The 22,295-nt window shown below is 34.6% G+C and carries 21 protein-coding genes and 1 pseudogene; 6 read left to right on the top strand and 16 right to left on the bottom strand.

Features of this window, described 5'->3' with window-relative positions:
• Positions 1-2: 2 nt before the first annotated feature.
• From dhbC to BM350_RS12410, 6 genes and pseudogenes are all read right to left on the bottom strand, one after another.
• Entirely contained in the window at positions 3-1,223 is a 1,221-nt protein-coding gene (gene dhbC, locus BM350_RS12430) for an isochorismate synthase DhbC (protein WP_090915024.1), read from the bottom strand.
• A 24-nt stretch (positions 1,224-1,247) separates the two neighbouring features.
• Positions 1,248-2,024, bottom strand: a complete 777-nt coding sequence (locus BM350_RS12425; RefSeq protein ID WP_090914842.1) for a 2,3-dihydro-2,3-dihydroxybenzoate dehydrogenase — start codon at positions 2,022-2,024, stop codon at positions 1,248-1,250.
• 377 nt (positions 2,025-2,401) lie between these two features.
• Positions 2,402-2,581, bottom strand: a complete 180-nt coding sequence (locus tag BM350_RS12420) for a DUF3970 family protein (protein ID WP_090914844.1) — start codon at positions 2,579-2,581, stop codon at positions 2,402-2,404.
• A 90-nt stretch (positions 2,582-2,671) separates the two neighbouring features.
• Positions 2,672-3,004, bottom strand: a complete 333-nt coding sequence (locus BM350_RS27525; RefSeq protein WP_244547993.1) for a DUF418 domain-containing protein — start codon at positions 3,002-3,004, stop codon at positions 2,672-2,674.
• 189 nt (positions 3,005-3,193) lie between these two features.
• A complete protein-coding gene (locus BM350_RS27520) occupies positions 3,194-3,754 on the bottom strand; it encodes a DUF418 domain-containing protein (protein ID WP_244547992.1) in 561 nt (186 codons plus the stop codon).
• A 14-nt stretch (positions 3,755-3,768) separates the two neighbouring features.
• Positions 3,769-4,287: pseudogene (locus tag BM350_RS12410) on the bottom strand (TetR/AcrR family transcriptional regulator); the annotation flags it as partial.
• 84 nt (positions 4,288-4,371) lie between these two features.
• Between BM350_RS12410 and BM350_RS12405 the strand changes: the two are divergent.
• From BM350_RS12405 to BM350_RS12395, 3 genes are all read left to right on the top strand, one after another.
• The gene (locus BM350_RS12405) at positions 4,372-4,614 is read left to right on the top strand and encodes a hypothetical protein (RefSeq protein ID WP_090914846.1); all 243 of its coding nucleotides are present in this window, start codon (positions 4,372-4,374) and stop codon (positions 4,612-4,614) included.
• Positions 4,607-4,978 (top strand): DUF2085 domain-containing protein, encoded by a 372-nt coding sequence (locus BM350_RS12400; RefSeq protein WP_139207644.1) that lies wholly within the window; start codon positions 4,607-4,609, stop codon positions 4,976-4,978. The genes BM350_RS12405 and BM350_RS12400 overlap by 8 nt, the downstream gene beginning before the upstream one ends.
• A 410-nt stretch (positions 4,979-5,388) precedes the next feature.
• Positions 5,389-6,591 (top strand): MFS transporter, encoded by a 1,203-nt coding sequence (locus BM350_RS12395; protein ID WP_090914850.1) that lies wholly within the window; start codon positions 5,389-5,391, stop codon positions 6,589-6,591.
• Between the two features lie 32 nt (positions 6,592-6,623).
• Here the strand turns inward: BM350_RS12395 and BM350_RS12390 are convergent, their stop codons facing one another.
• Positions 6,624-7,193: a phosphate propanoyltransferase gene (locus BM350_RS12390; RefSeq protein ID WP_090914852.1), complete on the bottom strand. Its 570-nt coding sequence runs from the start codon at positions 7,191-7,193 to the stop codon at positions 6,624-6,626.
• A 276-nt stretch (positions 7,194-7,469) separates the two neighbouring features.
• On the opposite strand from BM350_RS12390, the gene BM350_RS12385 reads away from it, so the two are divergent.
• Together BM350_RS12385 and BM350_RS12380 are read left to right on the top strand one after the other, a co-directional pair.
• Positions 7,470-8,663: an LL-diaminopimelate aminotransferase gene (locus BM350_RS12385; RefSeq protein WP_090914854.1), complete on the top strand. Its 1,194-nt coding sequence runs from the start codon at positions 7,470-7,472 to the stop codon at positions 8,661-8,663.
• 51 nt (positions 8,664-8,714) lie between these two features.
• On the top strand, positions 8,715-9,125 hold the full coding sequence (locus tag BM350_RS12380) for a 3-hydroxyacyl-ACP dehydratase FabZ family protein (protein WP_090914856.1): 411 nt from the start codon (positions 8,715-8,717) through the stop codon (positions 9,123-9,125).
• An 86-nt stretch (positions 9,126-9,211) separates the two neighbouring features.
• Here the strand turns inward: BM350_RS12380 and BM350_RS12375 are convergent, their stop codons facing one another.
• The 6 genes from BM350_RS12375 to BM350_RS12350 form a co-directional block, all read right to left on the bottom strand.
• The gene (locus BM350_RS12375; protein ID WP_090914858.1) at positions 9,212-10,414 is read right to left on the bottom strand and encodes a Ger(x)C family spore germination protein; all 1,203 of its coding nucleotides are present in this window, start codon (positions 10,412-10,414) and stop codon (positions 9,212-9,214) included.
• Positions 10,398-11,501 carry a spore germination protein gene (locus BM350_RS12370; RefSeq protein ID WP_090914860.1) on the bottom strand — a complete coding sequence of 368 codons (1,104 nt, stop codon included), beginning with the start codon at positions 11,499-11,501 and terminating at the stop codon, positions 10,398-10,400. Before BM350_RS12370 ends, BM350_RS12375 begins: the two co-directional genes overlap by 17 nt.
• Before the next feature lie 27 nt (positions 11,502-11,528).
• On the bottom strand, positions 11,529-13,103 hold the full coding sequence (locus BM350_RS12365; protein WP_090914862.1) for a spore germination protein: 1,575 nt from the start codon (positions 13,101-13,103) through the stop codon (positions 11,529-11,531).
• A 162-nt stretch (positions 13,104-13,265) separates the two neighbouring features.
• Positions 13,266-13,391, bottom strand: coding sequence for a hypothetical protein (locus BM350_RS27855; protein ID WP_280141376.1), 126 nt, complete (start codon positions 13,389-13,391; stop codon positions 13,266-13,268).
• A gap of 152 nt (positions 13,392-13,543) precedes the next feature.
• Positions 13,544-15,892, bottom strand: a complete 2,349-nt coding sequence (gene helD, locus BM350_RS12355; RefSeq protein WP_090914866.1) for an RNA polymerase recycling motor HelD — start codon at positions 15,890-15,892, stop codon at positions 13,544-13,546.
• A gap of 302 nt (positions 15,893-16,194) precedes the next feature.
• Positions 16,195-18,279: a hypothetical protein gene (locus BM350_RS12350; protein WP_139207636.1), complete on the bottom strand. Its 2,085-nt coding sequence runs from the start codon at positions 18,277-18,279 to the stop codon at positions 16,195-16,197.
• A gap of 584 nt (positions 18,280-18,863) precedes the next feature.
• Between BM350_RS12350 and BM350_RS12345 the strand changes: the two genes are divergently transcribed.
• Positions 18,864-19,004 carry a YrzI family small protein gene (locus BM350_RS12345; protein WP_090914870.1) on the top strand — a complete coding sequence of 47 codons (141 nt, stop codon included), beginning with the start codon at positions 18,864-18,866 and terminating at the stop codon, positions 19,002-19,004.
• A gap of 545 nt (positions 19,005-19,549) precedes the next feature.
• On the opposite strand, the gene sulP is transcribed toward BM350_RS12345, so the two are convergent.
• The 3 genes from sulP to BM350_RS12330 all read right to left on the bottom strand — a co-directional run bounded on the left by sulP (position 19,550) and on the right by BM350_RS12330 (position 22,186).
• Positions 19,550-21,313, bottom strand: coding sequence for a SulP family inorganic anion transporter (sulP, locus tag BM350_RS12340; RefSeq protein WP_090915026.1), 1,764 nt, complete (start codon positions 21,311-21,313; stop codon positions 19,550-19,552).
• 80 nt (positions 21,314-21,393) lie between these two features.
• Positions 21,394-21,834, bottom strand: coding sequence for a DNA mismatch repair protein (locus BM350_RS12335; protein ID WP_090914872.1), 441 nt, complete (start codon positions 21,832-21,834; stop codon positions 21,394-21,396).
• Entirely contained in the window at positions 21,818-22,186 is a 369-nt protein-coding gene (locus tag BM350_RS12330) for an ArsR/SmtB family transcription factor (RefSeq protein WP_090914874.1), read from the bottom strand. Before BM350_RS12330 ends, BM350_RS12335 begins: the two co-directional genes overlap by 17 nt.
• Between the last annotated feature and the right edge of the window lie 109 nt (positions 22,187-22,295).

Raw genomic sequence — 22,295 nt, 5'->3', positions numbered from 1 at the left:
ATTTATCCCTCCAGTAATTCATTATTTAATCCCATGGCACGTAGCATCGTACGAAACTTAGCGGATGTTTCGGCTAATTCTTCCACAGGTTTTGACTCTGCAACAATCCCCGCTCCTGCGAATAAACGAAGTGAATTTTCTTCAATTTCTGCACATCGAATGGTAACAATCCATTCCCCATCACCATTTAAATCACTCCAGCCGAGCATCCCAGTGAAAAATCTTCGGTCAAACGGTTCAATTTCTTTAATAGCTTCCCGAGCTTTTTCAGTTGGAGTCCCGCAAACAGCCGGTGTAGGATGCAACGCAAGCGCAAGTTCTAATGAAGAAACGGATGTATCAAATAATTCTCCTTTTACTTCTGTAGATAAATGCCACATCGTTTCACTATTTATTAATGACGGTTTTTCCGGAACATGTAATATACGACAGTACGGACGTAATGCAACAGCTACCGCTTCAACAACAACAGCGTGTTCATGTAAATCTTTAGCTGAAGAAAGTAGTTCCTCTGCTCGTCTCTTATCTTCTGCAGGGTCTTCACTTCGAGGTCTAGATCCTGCAAGTGGATTAGAAACGACCTGCATTCCATTACGTGAAACAAGCAGTTCTGGACTAGCTCCTATAAGTGTGCGACTGCGTTGTGGTGCAGTATCACTATTCTTTTCCTCTTCACTCTTCGGTAAATCTACCGCAAACGTATACCCGTGTTTATTGTGCTTTGCTAAATCACGAAGTATCTTTTGAATATTAACCTTTTCTGGAGAATTCAAATCTAGTGATCTAGATAGGACAATTTTCTTTAAGTCACCTGCTTTTATTTTTTCTACTCCTTGTTCTACACCACGCATATATTCTGAAGGTGATGGAACAGGTTTCATTTCATATGTAAGTGTAGAAGACAACTGGACTTGATCTTGAGCATCGAATTGTAAACAATCAGCAATTCTGCTCTCCTGTGGTACAACAAGCTGTACAGGTCGTTGTCTATCAAAAGGTAACGCACCTACAACAATGGGATTATGATGGCTCGCTTGCTTTGCGTTATTTAGTACAGCATGAACAAGCTCTGAAAAACTTTCTACCTGATTATGCTCCACTGTAGCAAACACTCCTTCCGCTAGTATGGTTCGATAAGGTGAAGCAAAAAAGAAAGAAGACCCAGCTTTATAGTCATCTAACAGCTTTGTCGCTAATTCCCTTAAAGCAGTTGTATGATTCATCATTTTACAGCCTCCTATATTTATTTAGACTCCTAAAGTAGCACCGCCATCAATACACAAATTATGCATTGTAATATGGCTTGCTTTATCTGAAACTAAAAACAGAACTACTTCAGCAATTTCTGAAGGAGTTGCTATTTTGTTTAATGGAATTCCTAATCTGTATGTATCTTGCGAACCTGCAATCATTTTTTTAACTCCGTTTTCATCAGTCCAAAGTTGTCGCTGCATTTCAGTATCTGTTGAACCTGGAGAAACTAAGTTACAACGAACGTTATATTTAGCCATCTCTAAACCAAGACATTTTGTAAACATTGTAGCCGCTGCTTTAGACGCTGCATAGGCGGACATATGCATTCGTGGTACAGATGCAGCATTTGAGCCCACCGTTACAATCGAACCAGACTTGCGAGACATCATACGTCTGCTCACTGAACGAGATACATAAAAAACACCATTGGAATTAACTGAAAAAACCTCATTCCACTCTTCGTCGCTCAACGAATCAATAGGACTCATGCGAAGTATGCCAGCAACATTAACTAAAATTTCAATTGGCCCCATTTCATTTTCAATTTGATTGACAACATCTTCAACACATGCGCTGTCACGAACATCTGCGACAAATGCTTTAATAAAAATACCTTTAGCTGTTAGATCAAAAACAAGTTTATCGAGTACAGTTATATTTTTATCTACAGCAACAACTTGTACACCATACTCACCCAGTATGCGTACTACTGCTTCCCCAATACCTTGGGCAGCACCTGTAACGAGTGCCACTTTTCCTGTAAGATTCATATAGCCATTTCCCTTCCTTAAAATGTATGTAATTGACAAACTAAAATACAAATTACTTTTTTGTAAAACAAGTAGATTTTATATAGTTTGTCAATTAAGAAATAAATTTTAGGGTTTCATTTATCTATCATCAATTTATTGATAATGATTATCACTATCAATATAACAATTAAAATGATAATACTTCTCAGTTAAACAGTCAATATATTTTGTATTTTATTGGTTGAAAAATATAAAAATTAACATTCTGTGTTCGTCGTATTTCCATATAAACCTCATTAGCTACTCATTAAGGCTATAAGTATAGTTCTTCTCTATCTTATACAAAATAAAATAACCAACCCTAAATAGGATCGGTTATTTTATTATCTGTTATTTTATTTGTTTTTTTGCTTATATGTGAGATATGCTAAAACACTCTTGCTATTTGTATACTTCGGATTATTTCCCTTTCGCGGTTCACGTGAATATGTTCTTTCATATCCAGGCACCTCAGGCATATCTTTTAAAAATTGCATAACTTCAGTTTCTGTTCCTTCAATACGTACACGAATCATTGTTATTGCTCCCTGCTAAATATATTCCACTCTATCAAGTATATCGATTACTATAAATCTCACAAGATAGAAAATATGTCATATTCCCAATCATTGATCACTATATTTTCTCATTAGTAATTCAATCGGGCCTCTTGTAAGACGGGATCGCCAAATATAGGACATAATAATTACAATTATAAAGAAGACAATAGACCACATAAGCGAAATATATAGAGTTTGACTTCCTAACAAATTTCCAGCTGCTAAAACAAATAAAAAGAGGACGTGACCAATATAATGTGTTAATGCCATTTGTCCTGTTAGAATAAGAGATTTTGTAATTACATTTTTAGTGAAAATTTCTGTGACATATATACATAAGATAATCACGATAATAGCCGTGCTTGAACTAGATAAAATATAAAATAGATTTGGAGGCATAGGCTTTGTGGAAAAAATATATATTGCAATGTCTCTGCCTATATAGGGGCTTATTGTTTTAATTAAAAAAAATGAAAGACCTTCTAATACAATACATGTAAAAGAGGAATACCATAATAATTTTTTTCTTATATCATTTCGCGTAAAATCTAACCTTCCTAGCCACATACCAAGTAATAAGAAGCAAAGCTAAGGAAAAATAGGATGAAATCCATTGAATAAGAGATTACGTAAAAAACCTGCTAGTGTCCAAAATGCAGGATATTCATGGAAAGATGCATCCCAGCCTTTCGTATAATCAAATATAAGTTGAAAAATTTGCGCTGTAGTTAAAATTCCGATGAAAGAATATAGAAGAGTACGATTTGATGCAACAATATAAAAAGAGGATAGAAACATATAAAATGCATAATAGTGTAATATATCAGCACTCCAGCCGATTATATATAAGAATATTCCCAGTATGAATAAAAAGATTGCCCTTCTCCAAGTTGTATGTTTGCTCTTTTTTATAAGAGTAAGGTCTTTCGTTATACGTGCTCGTTTGGTCATAAGAGAGATACCAATTCCAGCTAAAATAACAAATATTGCAGATGCTCTTCCTTCAAAAAGGCCTGTGAAATTAATAATCCACGCTGCCCCATTACCATCTGCTCCCATTGCTAGTTTATAATTCACAATGACCATTCCAAATATCGCAAGTGCCCTAGCGAAATCGAAACCTGTTATTCTTTTTGATTTTTCAACCATAGTACTACTCCCCTTTATAAAATACTCTTTACCGTTAGCCTCCAAATTTCTTCAACATGGAGATTGAATGAACTTCCTACATATTTATCTAACCCCTCTACAACTAAAGTAAGTAATTGTGCCTTCGCTTCAATTTTTTCATTTTTTAGTACTCCTAGCTCAACTCCAAAGTGTAAAATTTCAATAAACCCTTCTAAATAATCTTGTAATATTTCCTGTAACCAGTCTCCATACTTTTCTTCCCGCATGCTCAACACAACGTATTCATTTAATATCTTGGAGTAATAAACGTCTTTTTTTTGAACTTGTATCATATGAATTCCGTCATGAATAAGCTGTGTTTCGAAATTTTCTTTACTATATTTACAAATTGAAAAAAATTTAGAGAAATTAATTTCTTTTACAATTACTTTAAACAATTCTTTAATTAATTCTTCTTTTGAAGAAAAGTAATAATAAATGGCAGGTTTAGTCACACCTACTTCTTTTGCAATCATAGATAAACTGGTTTTTTCAAATCCATTTTCGGCAAATAGTTTATATGCAGGGTTTGGCCGTTATATTCAAATATTTATGATATAATTTATATGATTCTGTTTTTTAGAGAGGGGATTCGTTTGTTTCATCTTTTTATTACTACAAGTTTATTTTTTTATATAAGCGCAGCTTTACTTGTTTCTCGAAATAATTTATTAGCAGGCATACTTGCACTTTTTGGTGTTGGAACAACCCTTTTTACACTATTTACATACAAAAGAAAAAAACATAAAAAGAAAGATAGTTGTTTTAATGTAGGCGATTTATTCGGTGAGTGCTGTGAGTGCAGCTTAGATTCTTGTGATGGAGATTGTAATGGTTAACAAGTATATAGAAAAAGTACTTTACATAGTTCCATGCCATCGAAAGCCGTCCCGTTGTTTTCATGTGAACGGAACGCCTTTACCTATCTGCGCGCGATGTACAGGTATTTTAATCGGCTATCTTTTTATCCCATTTTTATTATTTATAACCTATACTGTACCAATTTCAATCGGTATATTAGCGCAAATTCCAATGTTTGTTGATGGATATACACAATTGAAAAAGTGGCGCGAGAGTAATAATTTATTACGTATTTTGACGGGACTGCTTAGTGGATTCGGCTTATCAGTGTTAGTTGTGTCTGGAGCTAGGTTATTTGTTACATATGTACAAATCGTCTTTATTGTTACTACCAAATACTGACCTTTTCATACATAGACAGTGGAAAACGCGATGAGCCAAACTCATCGCGCTTTTTATTGTTATCTTTCGCATAAAGTGAAACTTTAATCAGTGGGGGTCTTCTTCATCCCCCACTGATTATCAGCCCTCACCAATCGGGCTTTTACGGGCAGTTTATCTCCCACCTATCTTCTTTGCTTTCGCTGAATTTTGAGGTGGGAGTATTACTGCCCGTTAATGCGGGATAAAAAAATTTAGTAATATAACGCGTAAATATTTATTACTATTCCCTATAAATTTTCAAGTCAAAAAAATTGAAATTTCTCTTTTGAACCCGTAATATATACTCTGACTCAAAAAGTTCGAAGATAAAATAAAAAGGAGGACTTTTATACGATTTTCATTTTAACAAAAGATTGAGAGGTTATTCTATGTGGCATAATAAAAATGTATGGGTTGTTCTAACAGGTGAATTTATTGCTGGGGTCGGTTTATGGCTTGGAATTTTAGGTAATTTAGAATTCATGCAAAAGCATGTTCCCTCTGATTTTATGAAATCCGTTATTATGTTTATTGGTTTATTAGCTGGAGTTCTCGTTGGTCCCATGGCTGGAAGATTTATTGACCAATATTCCAAGAAAAACGTACTTTTATATGCAGGATTTGGCCGTGTAGTAAGTGTTATTTTTATGTTTTTCGCTATTCACTACGAAAGTATATCATTTATGATTTTATTTATGATCGCCATTCAAATTTCTGCTGCTTTTTATTTCCCTGCCTTGCAATCTGTTATCCCACTTATTGTTCAGGAGCATGAACTATTACAAATGAACGGAATTCATATGAATATCGGAACAATCGCTCGTATTGTTGGTACTTCGCTCGGCGGTGTTCTTCTCCTTGTAATGAGTTTAAAATATATGTATGCTTTTTCGATGGCTGCATACGCATTTTTATTCTTTTCTACTTTTTTATTGAACTTTGAAGATACAAAAACAAATATTACAAATGAAAAGAAACGTCAAAATACAAGTTTTATGGAAGTATTTCGCATTTTAAAAGAAATCCCAATTGCGTTTCGCGCTTTAATTTTAAGTATTATTCCACTATTATTTATTGGTGGTTTTAATTTAATGGTCATAAATATTAGTGAAATGCAGCATGATACAACAATTAAAGGGTTTATTTATACAATTGAAGGTTTAGCTTTTATGCTTGGTGCGTTTGTCATTAAACGTTTATCCGAACGTGTTTCATCATATAAGTTACTGTATATCTTTTCATTTTGTATTGCTTTCTCCCACTTATCTCTCTTTTTCAGCGATATAAAATGGATGACACTTGTCTCTTTTGGTATGTTTGGTTTTAGTGTTGGCTGCTTCTTTCCTGTTATGTCAACAATCTTCCAAACGAAAATTGACAAAAGTTACCATGGTCGTATATTCTCATTCCGTAATATGTTTGATCGTGTAATGTTCCAAATTGTCTTACTTGGAACTGGTTTTTTCTTGGATACAATCGGATTGCAATATATGGTACTTATCTTTGGTGTTATTTCTTTATTTATTATTTTCATTTCAGTTTTACATCAAAAACAAGTAAGCAAAAATACTCATCAAACACCAAATATGTAGGAGCCATCTCATTTTTGAGATGGCTTTCCTTATTATAAAATCAGTTCACCGAAATCTCCTGTTTTTATGTTTCCACCGTTTGCTTCATCAGTATCAATGTGCATGTCTAAAGCGTATGTATCCTTCACTCGGACTAATACTTGATTAAAAGTCAATCCTCTATCACCTTTAACTTTAACACTCACATATTGTCCATCACTCACTTGAAACTGAGCTGCATCTTGTGGTGTCATATGAATGTGCCGCTCAGCAACAATTACCCCTTTATTAATTTGAATTTCACCATTTGGACCAATTAAGGTAATACCAGGTGTTCCATCAATGTTTCCTGATGAGCGAAGCGGAGCATTTATACCAAGATTACGAGCATCTGTTTTCGAAATCTCTACTTGTGTAAATTTGCGAACAGGTCCAAGAATTCGTACTTTCACAATTTCTGCTTTATCTGTTTTGATTGTAAGTGTTTCTTCTGCTGCGAATTCTCCTGGCTGAGAAAGCCCTTTTGCTACCGTTAACTCATAACCATTTCCAAAAAGCTTTTCTAAATCTTCCTTTGTCACATGAATATGACGATTTGATACACCAATAGGAATTTGTTTCATTATTTATTTCTCCTTTTGTCGATATACACTCTCTATTATTTCCTGCTTTTTAAAAATTAGTTATAAAAATAGCAGATAATCTAACAGTTTGAGTTTTATATATATGTATTGTTTTTATTATAAAAATACGGTAAAGGAAATTTTATTATCATCGCTATTTTTATATTCCCGCCAAAAATGGTAAAATGAATTTATGTGTGTTTTCAGAAAAACAAAATAATACAAATACCAAGATAAATTTTAATAACAACAATAGTATTTTAGGGGGCGTTATTCATGAGTTACACGCTATCAACTCGAATGAAAGCATTTCAATCATCAATTTTTAGTGAACTAGCAGCATATAAAAAAAAGAAAATGGCAGAAGGTCATGAAATTATTGATTTAAGTATTGGAAATCCAGATATGCCACCAGCTGATATTGTAATAGAAACACTAGTAAGCGCGGTAAATGAAAGAAATAATTACGGATATACATTAACAGGTACACAAGAATTTCATGAAGCTGTAACAGAATATTATGAGATGAATCACCGTGTTACTTTAAATGCTGATAATGAAATCTTATTATTAATGGGATCACAAGACGGGCTTGTTCATTTACCAATGGTTTTTGCTGATTCAGATGATATTATTCTTGTTCCAGATCCTGGTTACACAGCATACGCAACAGGACTTGCAATGGCAGGGGCAACGCCGTATTTTATGCCATTACAAAAAGAAAATAATTTTCTCCCTGATTTACATACAATTCCAACAGAAGTTGCTCTAAAAGCAAAAATGATGATTTTAAACTTTCCTGGTAATCCAGTACCAGCAATGGCAACGGAATCATTTTTTACTGATGTGATTGCTTTTGCAAAGGAATATAATATTATTGTCGTTCATGACTTCGCTTATTCTGAATTTTATTATGATAATCAAAAACCTATTAGCTTTCTCTCGGTTCCTGGAGCAAAAGACGTCGGTGTGGAAATCAACTCTTTATCTAAAAGCTATAGCTTAGCTGGCAGTCGTATTGGCTATATAATCGGAAATAAAGAAATTGTCGGAGCTCTCAAGCAATTTAAATCAAATACAGACTATGGCGTCTTTCTTCCCATTCAAAAAGCAGCAACTGTTGCTCTAAAAGAGGGTGCTTCATATTGCGCAGCAAACCGGTCAATCTATCAAAAACGAAGAGATACATTTATTGATGGCCTGACAGAAATAGGTTGGTATGTCGAAAAACCAGCTGGGAGCATGTTTATATGGGCAGAGATTCCAAAAGGCTATACTTCTTTAGAATTTGCATATGCATTAATTGATCGTGCTAATGTCGTTGTTACACCAGGTCATACGTTTGGTCCACATGGAGAAGGCTTTGTTCGCATTGCCCTTGTTCAAAATGAAGAAAAATTAAAACAAGTAGTTAACAACATTAAAAATAGTGGCATTTTTTCTAATGAGAGTGCTTTAATCAAAAATTAAAATGGATTTATATAGTAACTGCACAATAGTATATAATCAAGGAGGTAATGCATGAGTAAAATTAACATTCAAAGCATTCTGCCGCATAGGTACCCATTTTTAATGATCGATGGTATCGTTGAAATGGAATCCGGCAAATGGGTAAAAGGTTATAAAAATGTAAGTTACAATGAATGGTATATAACAGAATCACAAACGACGATGCCGTACATGTTAATTGTTGAAGCAATTGCGCAGCTTGGAGCATTTGTCAGCGCGGAAAATACTGAGGGGTTAGGATTTCTCTCATCACTGGAAGGAGTAGAATTTTCAGGATCCGTTCAGCCTGGTGATCGATTAGACCTATATTATGAAGTTATTCGCAATAAACGTGGATTCGTTCTCGGAAAAGGTCATGCCTCTGTAAATGAGAAAACCATTGTCAGTGTAGATAAATTATTAGTGTATATGAAATCTGAGTAACAATGAGGCCAAAGTCAGATTTACAAAAATTAGAACAGTGATACTTTAAACTCACTGTTCTTTTCTCTTTCTAAAAGCGATCACTTTTAAGACCCTTTTGCTCCATAATCTTTAATGTTTATTTTTACGCTATATTTAATTGGCACTTTACTAAATGTTTTATCCCAATCTTTTTTCACCTTTTCCCATACTTTTGGATACTTAATTCTTAATCTGTTTCCAAAACCGGCAACGTCAACTTGATATTCTTTTTGAATTTTTTTCAATGTATGATCTACTAACCGATTCACTTCTTTTTTAGCAGCTTTTTCTGCTCTTCTTAGAAATTTATTTTTAAAAGGCGTTTCCGAAGTAACCCAATTTTCAGATATCCGCCCCTCTGATTCGATATTTACATCAAAAGAAATTTTGTTTCCTTTAACGTGTGGCGTGATTGTACTTTTCATAGACGCCACCTCATACATAATCGGTTGTTCTGTATCTTTATCAATACCTTTCACTAAACCACCTTTCCCTTTTCCAGTTATCCAGGTTAAACCTTCCAATTCCTTTTCAGACAAAAAACCGTGCAGTTTTTTTGTCTTTCCTTTTATGATAGCAGCTCCTGAAAATTTCACTTCTCCTTTTGCCGATACCACATTTTGTAAAAGGAAACTGGATTCTGATTGCATCTTTCCTGGTAATTTAGCAAGAGGAACAGGAGGTAAAATCCTTGATGTTCTATATTGATTATCTGCAATTCCATACAGACGAAGTGCTGGAATTTCTCCGGTTTCCTTCATTTCTAACGTCTTGCTCGCTCGCCCTTTGCTAATTAACATGAGGCAGCTTGGTCGAATTTCATTATCACGAAGATACACATCCAGTAATTTTTTCAAACTATACGTACGCGCGAGATTTGCACTAATAACCATCACTTTCGTATGGTGGAAAATTACCGGGCGATCTCTTCTTAATGAAACTTCACGAATCATTTGATGAAGAGAATCTCCCGTTTCAGAAACATTCGTATAGGCTTTTTCTTGCGACGCCCCGCCCTTCCCCCCACTTGATGATTGCGGTTTAACAAATTGATAGGTAGTGGTTATAAGGTTTTTTTTTGAATATCCTCCGCCTTCTTCTTCTAGTGCTTTCTCAACAGTCGACTCCTTGCCTTTATCAAATGCCAAACCGACTTCAAAACCAAGCTCTTCAATTACATGACTGCTCCAGCATCCTGTAAGAGAAAAAAGTAAAAACACTGATGGTAAAATAAGGAGAAATCGTATATTTTTAAGATTTTGTTTCATTTTTTCGTTTCCTCCATCTCACAATCATGAGAAGAAGAATTGGCAGTACGCCAAATAAAAGCAAAGCAGTATTACCAATCATATCCCCCAGTTTGAATAAGTCGTTAGTATTTTTTGGGATTAAAGCAATGATGTAAACAACTGGTAGTAATCCATACATAAATGAATGAATATTCTTTTTAAAAAGTTGGGCCAACCCAAAAGCAGCAGCATAGTAACAGATTGTATAAGTTGAAAAGATTTGCATAATCCATATTACAAGTAATAAAGATTCAAACCGTTCAAATATTAAACCGGGGATTTCAAAACTTCTCATGAGATCAAACGTTGGCCATGTTCTCGTTATTACTCCATCGATAGAAAACGCTCCAATTACCATCACAACGGTAATTACATAAAAAATCAAAGGAATAGCAATTCCAACTAGTACAACTTTTACACCTTTGTTCGGCTGCTTCATAAACACTAAAAGGAGCAACATGATTTCGGCGCCTGAATAAGCGAGAGTTGTTGTTTTGATCCCTTTTAATACTGGCATAATACCCAATCCTAATACCGGACGGAGATTATCTATCTCAAATATTCCAATACTCATAAAGGCAGTCAGCAAAAAAATAAAAATTGTGATTGGGAATATAATTCCAAACATACGAGCCATTGGATTGATGCCACCTATCATCAAATAGAGACTCACCCACATAAATGCCATGATAATAGCCCAGCCAGGAGTTCCTTCCAGTAAAAAGAAACTTGTTACTTCCTCCAGTATTCTCACTTCAAATGAGGAAAGGGTAAAAAAATAAACGATAATAAATAGACTAAGTAACCCGCCTATCCATTTTCCTACAATGTCTTGGCTGTATTGATAAAATGTTTTTCCAGGAAATTGCTGGCTTAATTTTACAATGATTACCCCCATAATCATCGCTATCAACCCGCCTAAAATAACAGTTATCCAAACATCTGGTGTTTTCACTTTCTCTGCAGCTGTTCTAGGCAAGGTGAGAATACCTGCTGCAAGTACATAATTGATAAGAATGACAGCTGCTTGTGAAGTCTCAATTCGATCTTTTGGATTGGTAATCATCGCTGGTCACTTCCTTTTCAAAGTAAGCTATCCTTTTCGTATTGGATCTTTCGTATTTAGCATCTTTGGACGACGTTTCATCATCTGAAATGGAACGCGAACTATAAAGTCTTTCCAATCACTTGATCGATAAGGAACAGCTGGACTAACATAGGACACGCCAAAGCTCTTCAGCTTCACCAAATGACTACATAAGAAGAGAAAAAACAGAATAAGTCCGTACAATCCAAACAAGGCCGCGCAAAACATTCCTACAAAGCGAAGGATGCGAAGTGGAATCGCTGTACTATAATGAGAGAGAGCAAATGAAGAAATCGCCGTTGCGGCTACTACGATAACCATAATGGGACTAACAATCCCAGCTTCTACCGCAGCCTGCCCAATGATTAGTCCACCGACGATCCCCATTGCTGAGCCAATTGGTTTTGGCAAACGTAGTCCGGCTTCTCGTAAAATTTCGATAGCTACTTCCATCAGCAGCGCTTCTATAATCGCAGGAAAAGGAACACCTATCCGTCCTCCTATAATAGAAATGGCTAACTTAGTCGGAATCAATCCAGGATGAAACGAGATAAACGAAATATACAAAGCAGGTGTAAAAAGAGCAATCATAGCTGCCCCAAAACGTAACAGACGGATAAGCGTGCCAGAAATCCAACGTTCATAATAATCCTCGGGCGATTGCATCATCATGCTAAATGTAACGGGAGCGATTAATGCAAAAGGTGTTCCGTCTAATAAAATTGCAACCCTACCTTCCATCAATGCAGCAATGACGCGATCAGGACGCTCTGTACTCTGTACTTGTGCAAAAAGACTGAAGTAATTATCTTCAATAAGCTGCTCTACATATCCTGATTCCGGTACATTATCAATGTCAATTTTCTGAATTCTTTTCTTAACTTCTTCTACTAATTCCGAATCAGCAATCTCTTTCATATAAGCGACGACTAGGTCTTTTTTTGCCCGCTTCCCTACTTGGAATTTTACTAATGATAAGCCTGCATTTTCACCATGACGTCGTAAAAGGGCGGTATTATCGCTTAAAATTTCTGTGAAACCGATCCGCGGACCTCTAACTGATACCTCTGATATAGGCTCTTCTATATTCCTGGTTCTCCCTTTCGTTGTACTGAGAATCAATACATCTGATGAGCCCTCAATCAAAAGTGCCGTTGATCCTATCAATACTTTAGACATCAAACCTTTTATATCGTAAACTTCTTTTACTTCACTAATAGAAAGAACTTGTCCTTTAATAAACTCTTTCGCAACCGTCCCTTGCTTGTAAGATGCATCATTCTGGTATTCTTCATTAAAATCATTCATTAATGATTTCATAATATGTGTGTCGATGAGCTCTTTATCTGAAAGTCCTTCCACAAAAATGATTGCCGCTTGAATACCAGTACGCCCAATGTTAAACTCTCGATAGTGTACATCTGAGTGTTCACTAATTTCTTGCTTTACAAGTTCCAAGTCCAAAGTAAAATCGCCTGTAAACTTTTCTGTTGATTCTTGAATAGACCTAACTTCCTGTTTTTCTTCATATGTATTGGTTTGTTTTTTTATTTGGTTAATGTTTGATTTCCGCTCTCTCATTCTTATCACTCTTTCTCTTAAAAAACTTAGTATGAATCCAATTTAAGCGGTATCCTAATACATACTAACTTCAGCAGCAAATGTTTATCAGACTGAGAGGATAGCGATAAAGTTATTCTTCTGTGGTTGACTAAGAATCAATACAGATGATAATTCATTCCTTTACTTTCCCTCTAATTTATGGATCCAACTAAAAATTTTTGAAATCATATACGGGATGAACAATACAATAAAAGCTTGCCCAAAAACTTTCCATTCTGGAAGATAGGCAACAATTGTTTTCCACATTTTAACCATCCTAAATCATCAGAATTTCTTACGCATTATTATGTGTGATATGCGGAAATTTAATCCAACGAAATACAATGTAACTACTCTGCTGCCATATAAACATGAAAACGAAACAGAGGTCACGCTTCATAGTGCGACCCCTGTTTCGTTTATCTATCTTGCATATAAGCATTTACCTCGACTGTTGATAAAAACGGACTTAATTCGTTTTTATAATAAATATATAACTCGTGCATAGCACGTGTGCAAGCCGTATAAAAAAGCTTACGTTCGCTTTCTTTTCTATATTGTTGGTTTGAAGCATTATAAATAATAACAGCGTCAAACTCTACACCTTTTGCTAAATATGAAGGTACAATAAGTACTCCCGAGCCAAACGAAGCTGTTTCTTTTTCGATAAGGTGAAGTTGTACATGTTGCTGTAGTATGTCATATGTCGCTTTGCTTTCCTCGACAGTTTTACAAATAATCGCTATCGTTTTATGATTATTTTTTTTCAAATATTTAATTCGATTTATAATTCTTTGATGTAATTCTTCATCCGTTTCTATTGCTGTTATAACGGGTTTTCTCCCCTCGCGCTCAAATGGTTCAATACAGTTACCTTCTGAAATAAGTTGCCGTGTGAATTCAATAATTTGTTTCGTTGAACGATAACTACGTGTAAGTTCAATCCTCTTACTCTTTTCCTCTCCATACAAAGCATACAATTGCGAAAAACCATTTTCAGTCGCATGTGCATGTATCGTTTGATTAAAGTCACCAAGTACTGTCATGTTACTATGTGGAAATAATCGCTTCAAAAAGGTAAATTGAAAAACAGAATAATCTTGTGCTTCATCAATAAATATATGCCTTGCAGATGTATTTCGTTGTAAATCTTCGAGCTGATCTTTTATATATAAATAAGGCGTCGCATCCTCATAAGCCATCTGAAAGTGCTGTATGCGTTCTACTGTTTCTTGGCATATTTCTTTCCAATATAGCGGTAATTCATTTTTGCTCGTAAATCTCTCTGCAAACAACGGATTTGCAAACAACTGTACATAAACCGCAGGTACATTCATGAATTGAAGACCTTTCACTCGTTTACGAAGTGGCTTAAAATGCTTTTTCACAATCATTGCAGCTAACATTTGTTGTTCACGTTCAAAATCATCAAATGTATTAGCATCATATTGTTTCTCTTGTTGAAGTTTTTTATGAATTTTAGCATACGCTTCTTTATCTAATAGCTGTATCTCTTCTTCCACCCAAAGTTTTTTTCGTTCTAGCAGCTCTCTTTTCTTTAATTCTTTTAGTAGCCACTCAGAAATTAATTTTATTCGATTAGGAATCCTCATCGACAGAGGAAAAGAATAAAATTTCCCTTTTATTTCCTCTTTTGATATTAATAAATTTCCGCGAAACTTCACATCTTTAAAAAGCATTCCACCTTGTCTCAAATACGTCACATAGTTATCTACAATTTTCAAAAAAGACGAGCTTGCTTTATATTGGATACCTTGCATGCGTACTAAGTATTTTGAGTCTTCTTTCCCCGCAAGTACATATTCCATTTGCGTAAACGGATCTTCTACATGAAAAGTTTTTTCTATATGCTCCTCTACATAGTCTTGAAATGTTGTTTGTTTCATATTCTCTTCTCCTAATTCAGGAAGAACAGTCGATATATAACTATTAAACATTGGATTAGGAGAAAAAAGAATGATTTGATCTGCATGTAATGTATCTCGATATCGGTATAGTAAATAGGCCACACGCTGCAATGCAGCCGATGTTTTTCCGCTTCCTGCTGCTCCTTGCACAATGAGTAAACGACTCGTTTCATTACGAATAATTTGATTTTGTTCTTTCTGAATCGTAGCAACGATACTTTTCATTTGTGTGTTCGCATTCTTCCCTAACACCTCTTGTAATAATGCATCACCAATTGTTACTCCCGTATCAAACATACTTTCCATTTGACCGTTACGAATGATAAATTGTCTCTTTAAAGTTATTTCTCCTGTAATCATTTCATTTTGCGCCTTATACACGACCGATCCCAACGAATAATCATAATACAGACTAGATATTGGTGCTCTCCAATCATAAACAAGAAATTGTTCTGTACTTTCGTCAAAAAAGGAATGAATGCCAAGATAAATTTGATCAGGACTTCTTTCACTTTCTTCTAAAAAATCAATTCTCCCAAAATACGGAGATTGCTCTAGTCGTTTTAATATGGTAAGCTGCTTATCTGCATGATAGTGACTACGTTCTCTTTCCGCTAATAACTCTGCTTGTTGCTTTATACTTGCTGCTGTTTCAATAGCCTCTTCAGCATTATCAAAGTTAACTGTTACATCGTCCCAAAAGTTTTTTCGAATATGAACTACCTCTTTTTGCCCGCTACTTACATATTGTTGGAGACTCTCCACACGCTCTTGAATTTTTTTTACAACTTCCTCTATTCGATGCTGTTCTCTCTTCTGCTCTCGTTCATACTGCTCCATATCGTCACTCCTTATCGACAAAAAAATTTGACCAAAAGTTTGACAAACACAGGTGTTTTTGATAAAATAAAATTGGGTAATTATAGAATAAAAGAAAATATTTTCTAGTGGTCATTTTTTCATTTTAACATATACATCTTTCTTAGTTCAATGAAAATAGATACCGTTATCAAACAATTCCACTCTGTATGAGGGTGTTCATTAAAATTCCAGACTTTTTACATATTAAATAAAAAAATCGATTCCTTAATAAGGAATCGATTTTTTATTTGGCGTATTCAATTACTTCTTATCCTTTCACTTCATTGAATTTCGATCACTCTACTATTTCCATTCTTCGCAATTTGGACTTTTGCATACATCCTTTCCCCTTTCACAAGGGCAACAGGAACTTCACGTGTACTTCCAATCGTAACATATCCATAATTTATATATCCTTTTATCCAGATTCCTTTTTCTTCCGGGTAGTCACCGAGCTTTATTTGATCTATGTGATAATTCTTTCCTTGTTCTTTCTTCAATTTTATAAACACAGGTGTTTTTGTTTCTTTTTTTGTTTCACGATTCAACATCATTTCGTTTGCTTCCGCTTCTATTTTGAGAGAAAACCAGACTTTTTTCATATCTTCTAATTCTTTCACTGGATTTTCCAATTCTAGTAATACAATATTGCTATTATAATAGTTCCATTCTTGTTGTGTAACAGTACCTAGTAAAATAAAAGCAGAAAGTATACTTACTAACCATACGTGTATTTTCTTGTATGTTCTGTTATATTTTATAACGCCCTCTTGTTTTTGCTGCTTTTTTGTTTGTAACAATACAACACCTACCAGAAACAGCATCCAGCTTAATCCATAATTTCCAATGTAATTTGTCTCATACATAATAAGATTCGTAAACAAATAGATAACGATACCAATTCGCTTTATTACAGTATCCCTTACATATAACATGCCTAGTACAAGAAATAATATATATCCGCCATGTGCACTTACAATAAACCAAGGATCTGCACCTTCGTATTTTCCTAACAAATAGAAAAATGCATATATCATTCCAAATCCAACACTATTTCGTAATAAAAATTTATTTTTCCGTACAATCGCAAAAATGAGAAAGCCAATATGGATGAGTACGAGATACCCCATACCCGCTATATATTCCACATTTCTCATACATTCACTTATGATGACTCCTTCTAATAACCACCATAAACCATATTGTTCTGCCTTATATTTTGCAAATAACCAATACCCAAATACGCAAATACCATACAACACTCCCCATATGTAATGGTGACTTGTTACAAGCGTTGTAATTCCTGCTGTGATAGCAAAAACAAATAAAAAAATTCGCAAAAATTTTGCCGTTATTTTTTTATATCCCCAAATCCCAAGCACACTTAGCGTGGCGCCTACAATCATCATTATGCTGCTTTCTCTTACTGTTTCCCATAAAATGAAGTAAAGACTCGCAAGGAAAAGAACACTTCCTATTGAACTTACTAAAACATATAGCACATATTCTCCTATTTGCCGAGGGTTTGTGTTCGTTTGTTTCTTTTTTTCTTGCCAAGTGAAAAATACCTGCGAAATAACAACAAACAAACCGACAAGTCCCATCAATATATAAGAGATATTCATAGTTAAATTTACAAAGAGATTCGTTATGTCTATCAATGCATACAATGACCAAGACGTTAAGATTGCACCAGTTGTTATTTTATATAAATGTCCTTCTTTTATTTTTTTGAATATGATCATGTATGTGACTGTCATGAAGATTGCACACACGACTTTTACCCAGTAGCCAGGCTCTCCTCCCTCATATAAACATGCAAGATATGCCATCCATAATCCTAATAGGCTAGCTGTATAAAATAAATAGCGACCCGGCATTTTTCGTTCCAGGCGGTACCAAATAACTGAGGCAATCGTTATAATAATAGATTGCCATTTGTGCGAAACAACAAACCACATCGTTTCATCTATATTTGATAAAAAGAAAAGCAATACTCCGCCGCCAAGTACATACCACTCTGGTTTTTTGTTAGTAAAATAAAGATATAATACTGGAAGTAGCCAACTAATAGAAAGCCAAATTTTCTCAGTTTCAATACCGTAAATATTTCGAAGCATCCAACATGACCACGCATAAGCGAGATATATGGTTACACGCATCCCTCTTATAAACAACACATTTGCAAACAGTACATTTCTTATCGCAAAATACCATACGATTGCAATGATGGGTACTCCTAATACCGTTAAACTTTGATACAACGTTAACCATGAATAACGCATCGACATTGTTAAAACGATATAAGCACCAAGTAAAGACCATACTCCAAGTATTCTAAAAATATCATCTTTCCAGTCCTTCATTCCCACCCCTCCTTCTACAAGTTTATTCTCATTATACATATTTTCCCACCCCTAATTTTAGTTACAAAATCTATAAAAAAGAGAAAGCTCAATGTTTCTCCTTTTCCATAGAAACATCAAGCCTCTTAAACACTCTATTCTAACCTCGATGAAATTTTGATAACTTCCCTTTTATCCCTCTCCATACAAATAATTCGCCATTCATTATGAAATCTCTCTTAAAAACTGTGTATTTTCATTAAAATTCAAAAAATTTATCCTATTTTTAAATTTCGGGGTTTACAAATATTACCCAATTGTATATACTTACTTACGTAAGAAAAAATTTCCAAAGGAGGTCGAATGATATGATGAAAGTAACTGTATATGCAGCACCTGTTTCACAATTAAATAAATGTTCGACCACCCATATGGAGAATTAAAAATCGCATTTACTATGATTTTAATTATTCTGCCACAGGAGGTCGAATGCCGTCCTGTAGCTTTTTCATGCCTTGCCGCAGGAGCACTCTGTCTTCCTGTGGCTTTTTTGTGCGATTTTTACATTCTTACAATTTTATACATTTGAGAGGAGTTAAAAATATATGACATTTCATGTATTCTTTTTAACGATTACGATTCAAAAAGCTCGTCTATCCAAAGAAGAACTTGAACATGAACAACGTGTTCAACAAATCATGGACAAAGTAAAAGATCGTCAAATATCGTTTTATAACCATCTATAATTATGAACACCAAATAGCGATGAAAGGAGATGTTTAGAATGAGTTTATCAAAGCGTAAAATTATGATTTGGATTGTAGAGGTAGACTCCGCATAACAAAACTATATAAATACAAATTAAAAAACCCTCTTTCTTTTTAGACGGGCGAGAGCATCTGGCCATGTATAGAAGCGGTCAGGGCCTTTTTTTGCCACATGCAAGGTTTAAAACAAAAGGAGAAAGCAAGTAGTGGTCATGTTGTATTCTGTATAGCAGCGACTTATAAAGAAAAGCGGAGCCGACTGTTTAGGCCCGTTTACTAAGGTTCTTAGACATGAGGGCCTAGGAGGCAGAGCTAGACAAAGATGTCGAAAAATGAAAATGGATTTATATATTATAAAGATGCTAAAAAGATAGTATAAAATCAGTGAAGGCACTTCATTCCCCGCTGATGGAAAACTCTCACAAATCGGGCTTTTCCCGGATAAAATTTGACATGCAAACAAAAACAAGGTTGTTATATAAAAATATATGCAACCTTGTTCTCAATTTTTATTTATTACTTTTTTAAAAATCTAATGCATTTACTTTACCCTTTACTGTATTCACCTTCTGAGATTGATGAGAAAGTTGAGTGCATTCGCGAAATGCAAAGTGTTTACAGTCTATACATTTTTTTGTATCCAAATGTTCTAAAGCATAGGTAATTGCATCCCCTGTATGTTCAAAGAAATTCTGTTCCCCAATTTCAACATACAGCCCATTTCTAACTAAAGTTGTTTCGAGTTCAGATTGAATTCCTGAGACTAGAAGTATACCACCTTGTTGTTTAAAAGAATGAACAATACTTCTAAAATAGGACTCTCCTGTAGTATCAATAAAAGGAACTTTTCCCATTCTTAAAATTAAAACTTTAGGTTTATAATGAATAGTTGCTAAAATGTTTTGTTCAAATGTTTGAGCAGCACCAAAGAATAAAGGTCCTTCTATTGTATAAATACTAATTTGCGGACAATCATGAGTTTTATTCACCACATGTGGTAATAATTTTTCATTCTTTCTTGTATGATCTGGAAGCACTTTAGATATGACGAGCATGTTGCTCATACGTTTTGTAAATAAAATAATAGCTAAAATAAGGCCGATTTCTACAGCTGTTGTTAAACTCGTAAATACAGTAAACAAAAATGTTACAAGTAATACAAGCGAATCTCCACTCTTCATTTTAAGAATGTGGGCAAAATGTTTTTGTTCACTCATGTTCCAAGCTACCACCATTAAAATGGGAGCCATACTAGCAAGTGGAATATGCGAAGCATACGGAGCGCATAATATAAGTATTAATAAAACAAAGATTCCATGAATAACACCTGATATCGGTGAAGTAGCTCCGTTCTTAATATTAGTTGCTGTTCGAGCAATTGCTCCAGTTGCTGGAATACCTCCAAATAATGGTGTCACAATATTAGCAATTCCTTGACCAATAAGTTCTTTGTTGCTGTTGTGCTTACTATTTGTCATACCATCTGCCACTACAGCGGATAAAAGAGATTCAATACCACCTAGCATCGCAATTACAAATGCCGGACCCATCAGCTGTTTGATGCGATCGAACGTAATTTCTGGTACATGAAACTGCGGAAGTGTATTAGGTATCGTACCATATGCTGTACCGATAGTCGGTACATGGCCTGAGAAAAATACCGTTGCAATTAAAGTTGAAATTACAATAGCTACTAATGAACCAGGCACTTTTGGAAAGATTTTTGGTGTTACGAGTATAACAATAAGGCAAATGAAAGCTGTTATAATACTATAAAAATTGATGGTATTAATATGAATAAAGATTTCGTTCAGATTTGCTATAAATGCCTCATGCTTTTTTATACCTGTTAAACCTAAAAAGCTAGCAATTTGTCCCGTAAAAATAGTAACAGCAATACCTGATGTAAAACCAACTGTTACAGGACGGGGGATAAACTTAATTAAAGATCCCAATTTAAAAATTCCCATTAAACATAAAAGAATTCCGGCTAATAAACCTGCCAGTAATAAATTTTCATACCCATAGGTAATTACAATACTTAAAAGAATCGGAACAAAAGCACCTGTCGGCCCTCCTATTTGATATCTTGAACCACCAAATAGCGCGGTAAGAATTCCTGCAATACATGTGGTATAAATCCCATACTCTGGTTTAACTCCAGAAGCTATAGCAAAAGACATAGCAAGTGGAATCGCAACAACTCCGACAATCGTTCCTGAAAGAAGATCCTTTTGAAAGTGCCCCAACGAGTATCCTTCAAATCTTCCTGTAAATAACCCTTTCATTATAAACCCTTCTTTTCCATTTTTAATAAATTCAAATTGTAAATACATTTTTCATGCTCTTATACAGGGAAATCATTAGCTTAATATTTACTATACGTTTTGCTCAAATGACATTCTAATTCACCTATATCTCCACCCTCTTGTACATAGGTTTTCAGCCTTTCTGCTAGAAGTTCTCCCTCTCTGCTATCTAATTTCTCTGTATCTATAAATGATTTAATCCATACCTTATCTGGCGTACTATCTCTACGAAACATTTGACCTGGAATTTCACTCCAAAAACGATTCCATTCATTCAATAATCCTATTTGATCAAATAAAAAGCTTTGAATCCCACATAACCAAGCTGTACAAGCCGTATTTCTCTTTTGACACCCAACTTCATCTTGCAGATGCTGGCATGAAAAACAACAAGAATTTCCACTCTTGATACAAATATCACAAACATGATGAGCTCCTACAGAGTGAAATATTTCAACGCCATGTTGAATAATAACTTCTTTCTTAACTTCGATACTCAACTTCCTCCTTAACTATAGTTTTATCATCTTCTTCATCTAGTTCTTCCAACATTGAAATCGTATCAATTAAATGGTTATTAAAGATCGATCGTGCAACTTCCAGTAAATTCATAATCATAGGATCTCGAAGAGAATACAAAACTCGTTTCCCGTCCTTGGTACCAACAACAATATTTTTTGCACGTAGTACACTTAGTTGTTGCGAAACTGCCGAACCTTCCTTATTAAGAATACTTTGAAGTTCATTTACACTTTTTTCACCCTCTGACAACAATTCAAGAATTCGTATCCGTAAAGGATGTGATAAGGCTTTAAAAAAGTCAGCCTTAAACTGTTGCATTTCGTTTCCCATTCAAACGCCTCCATAACTTACTTTTACTTTTAAAGACTTTAGCAGTATTCTATACATCTTCAAATGTTTGAATATGTATAGAATACTGCTATACTTAATAATTTTCAAT

It is taken from the genome of Bacillus sp. 103mf (assembly GCF_900116295.1).
GTDB lineage: Bacteria > Bacillota > Bacilli > Bacillales > Bacillaceae_G > Bacillus_A > Bacillus_A bruguierae.
Note: the sequence above shows the minus strand (reverse complement) of the source record. Positions and strands in the feature narration are given on the sequence as shown.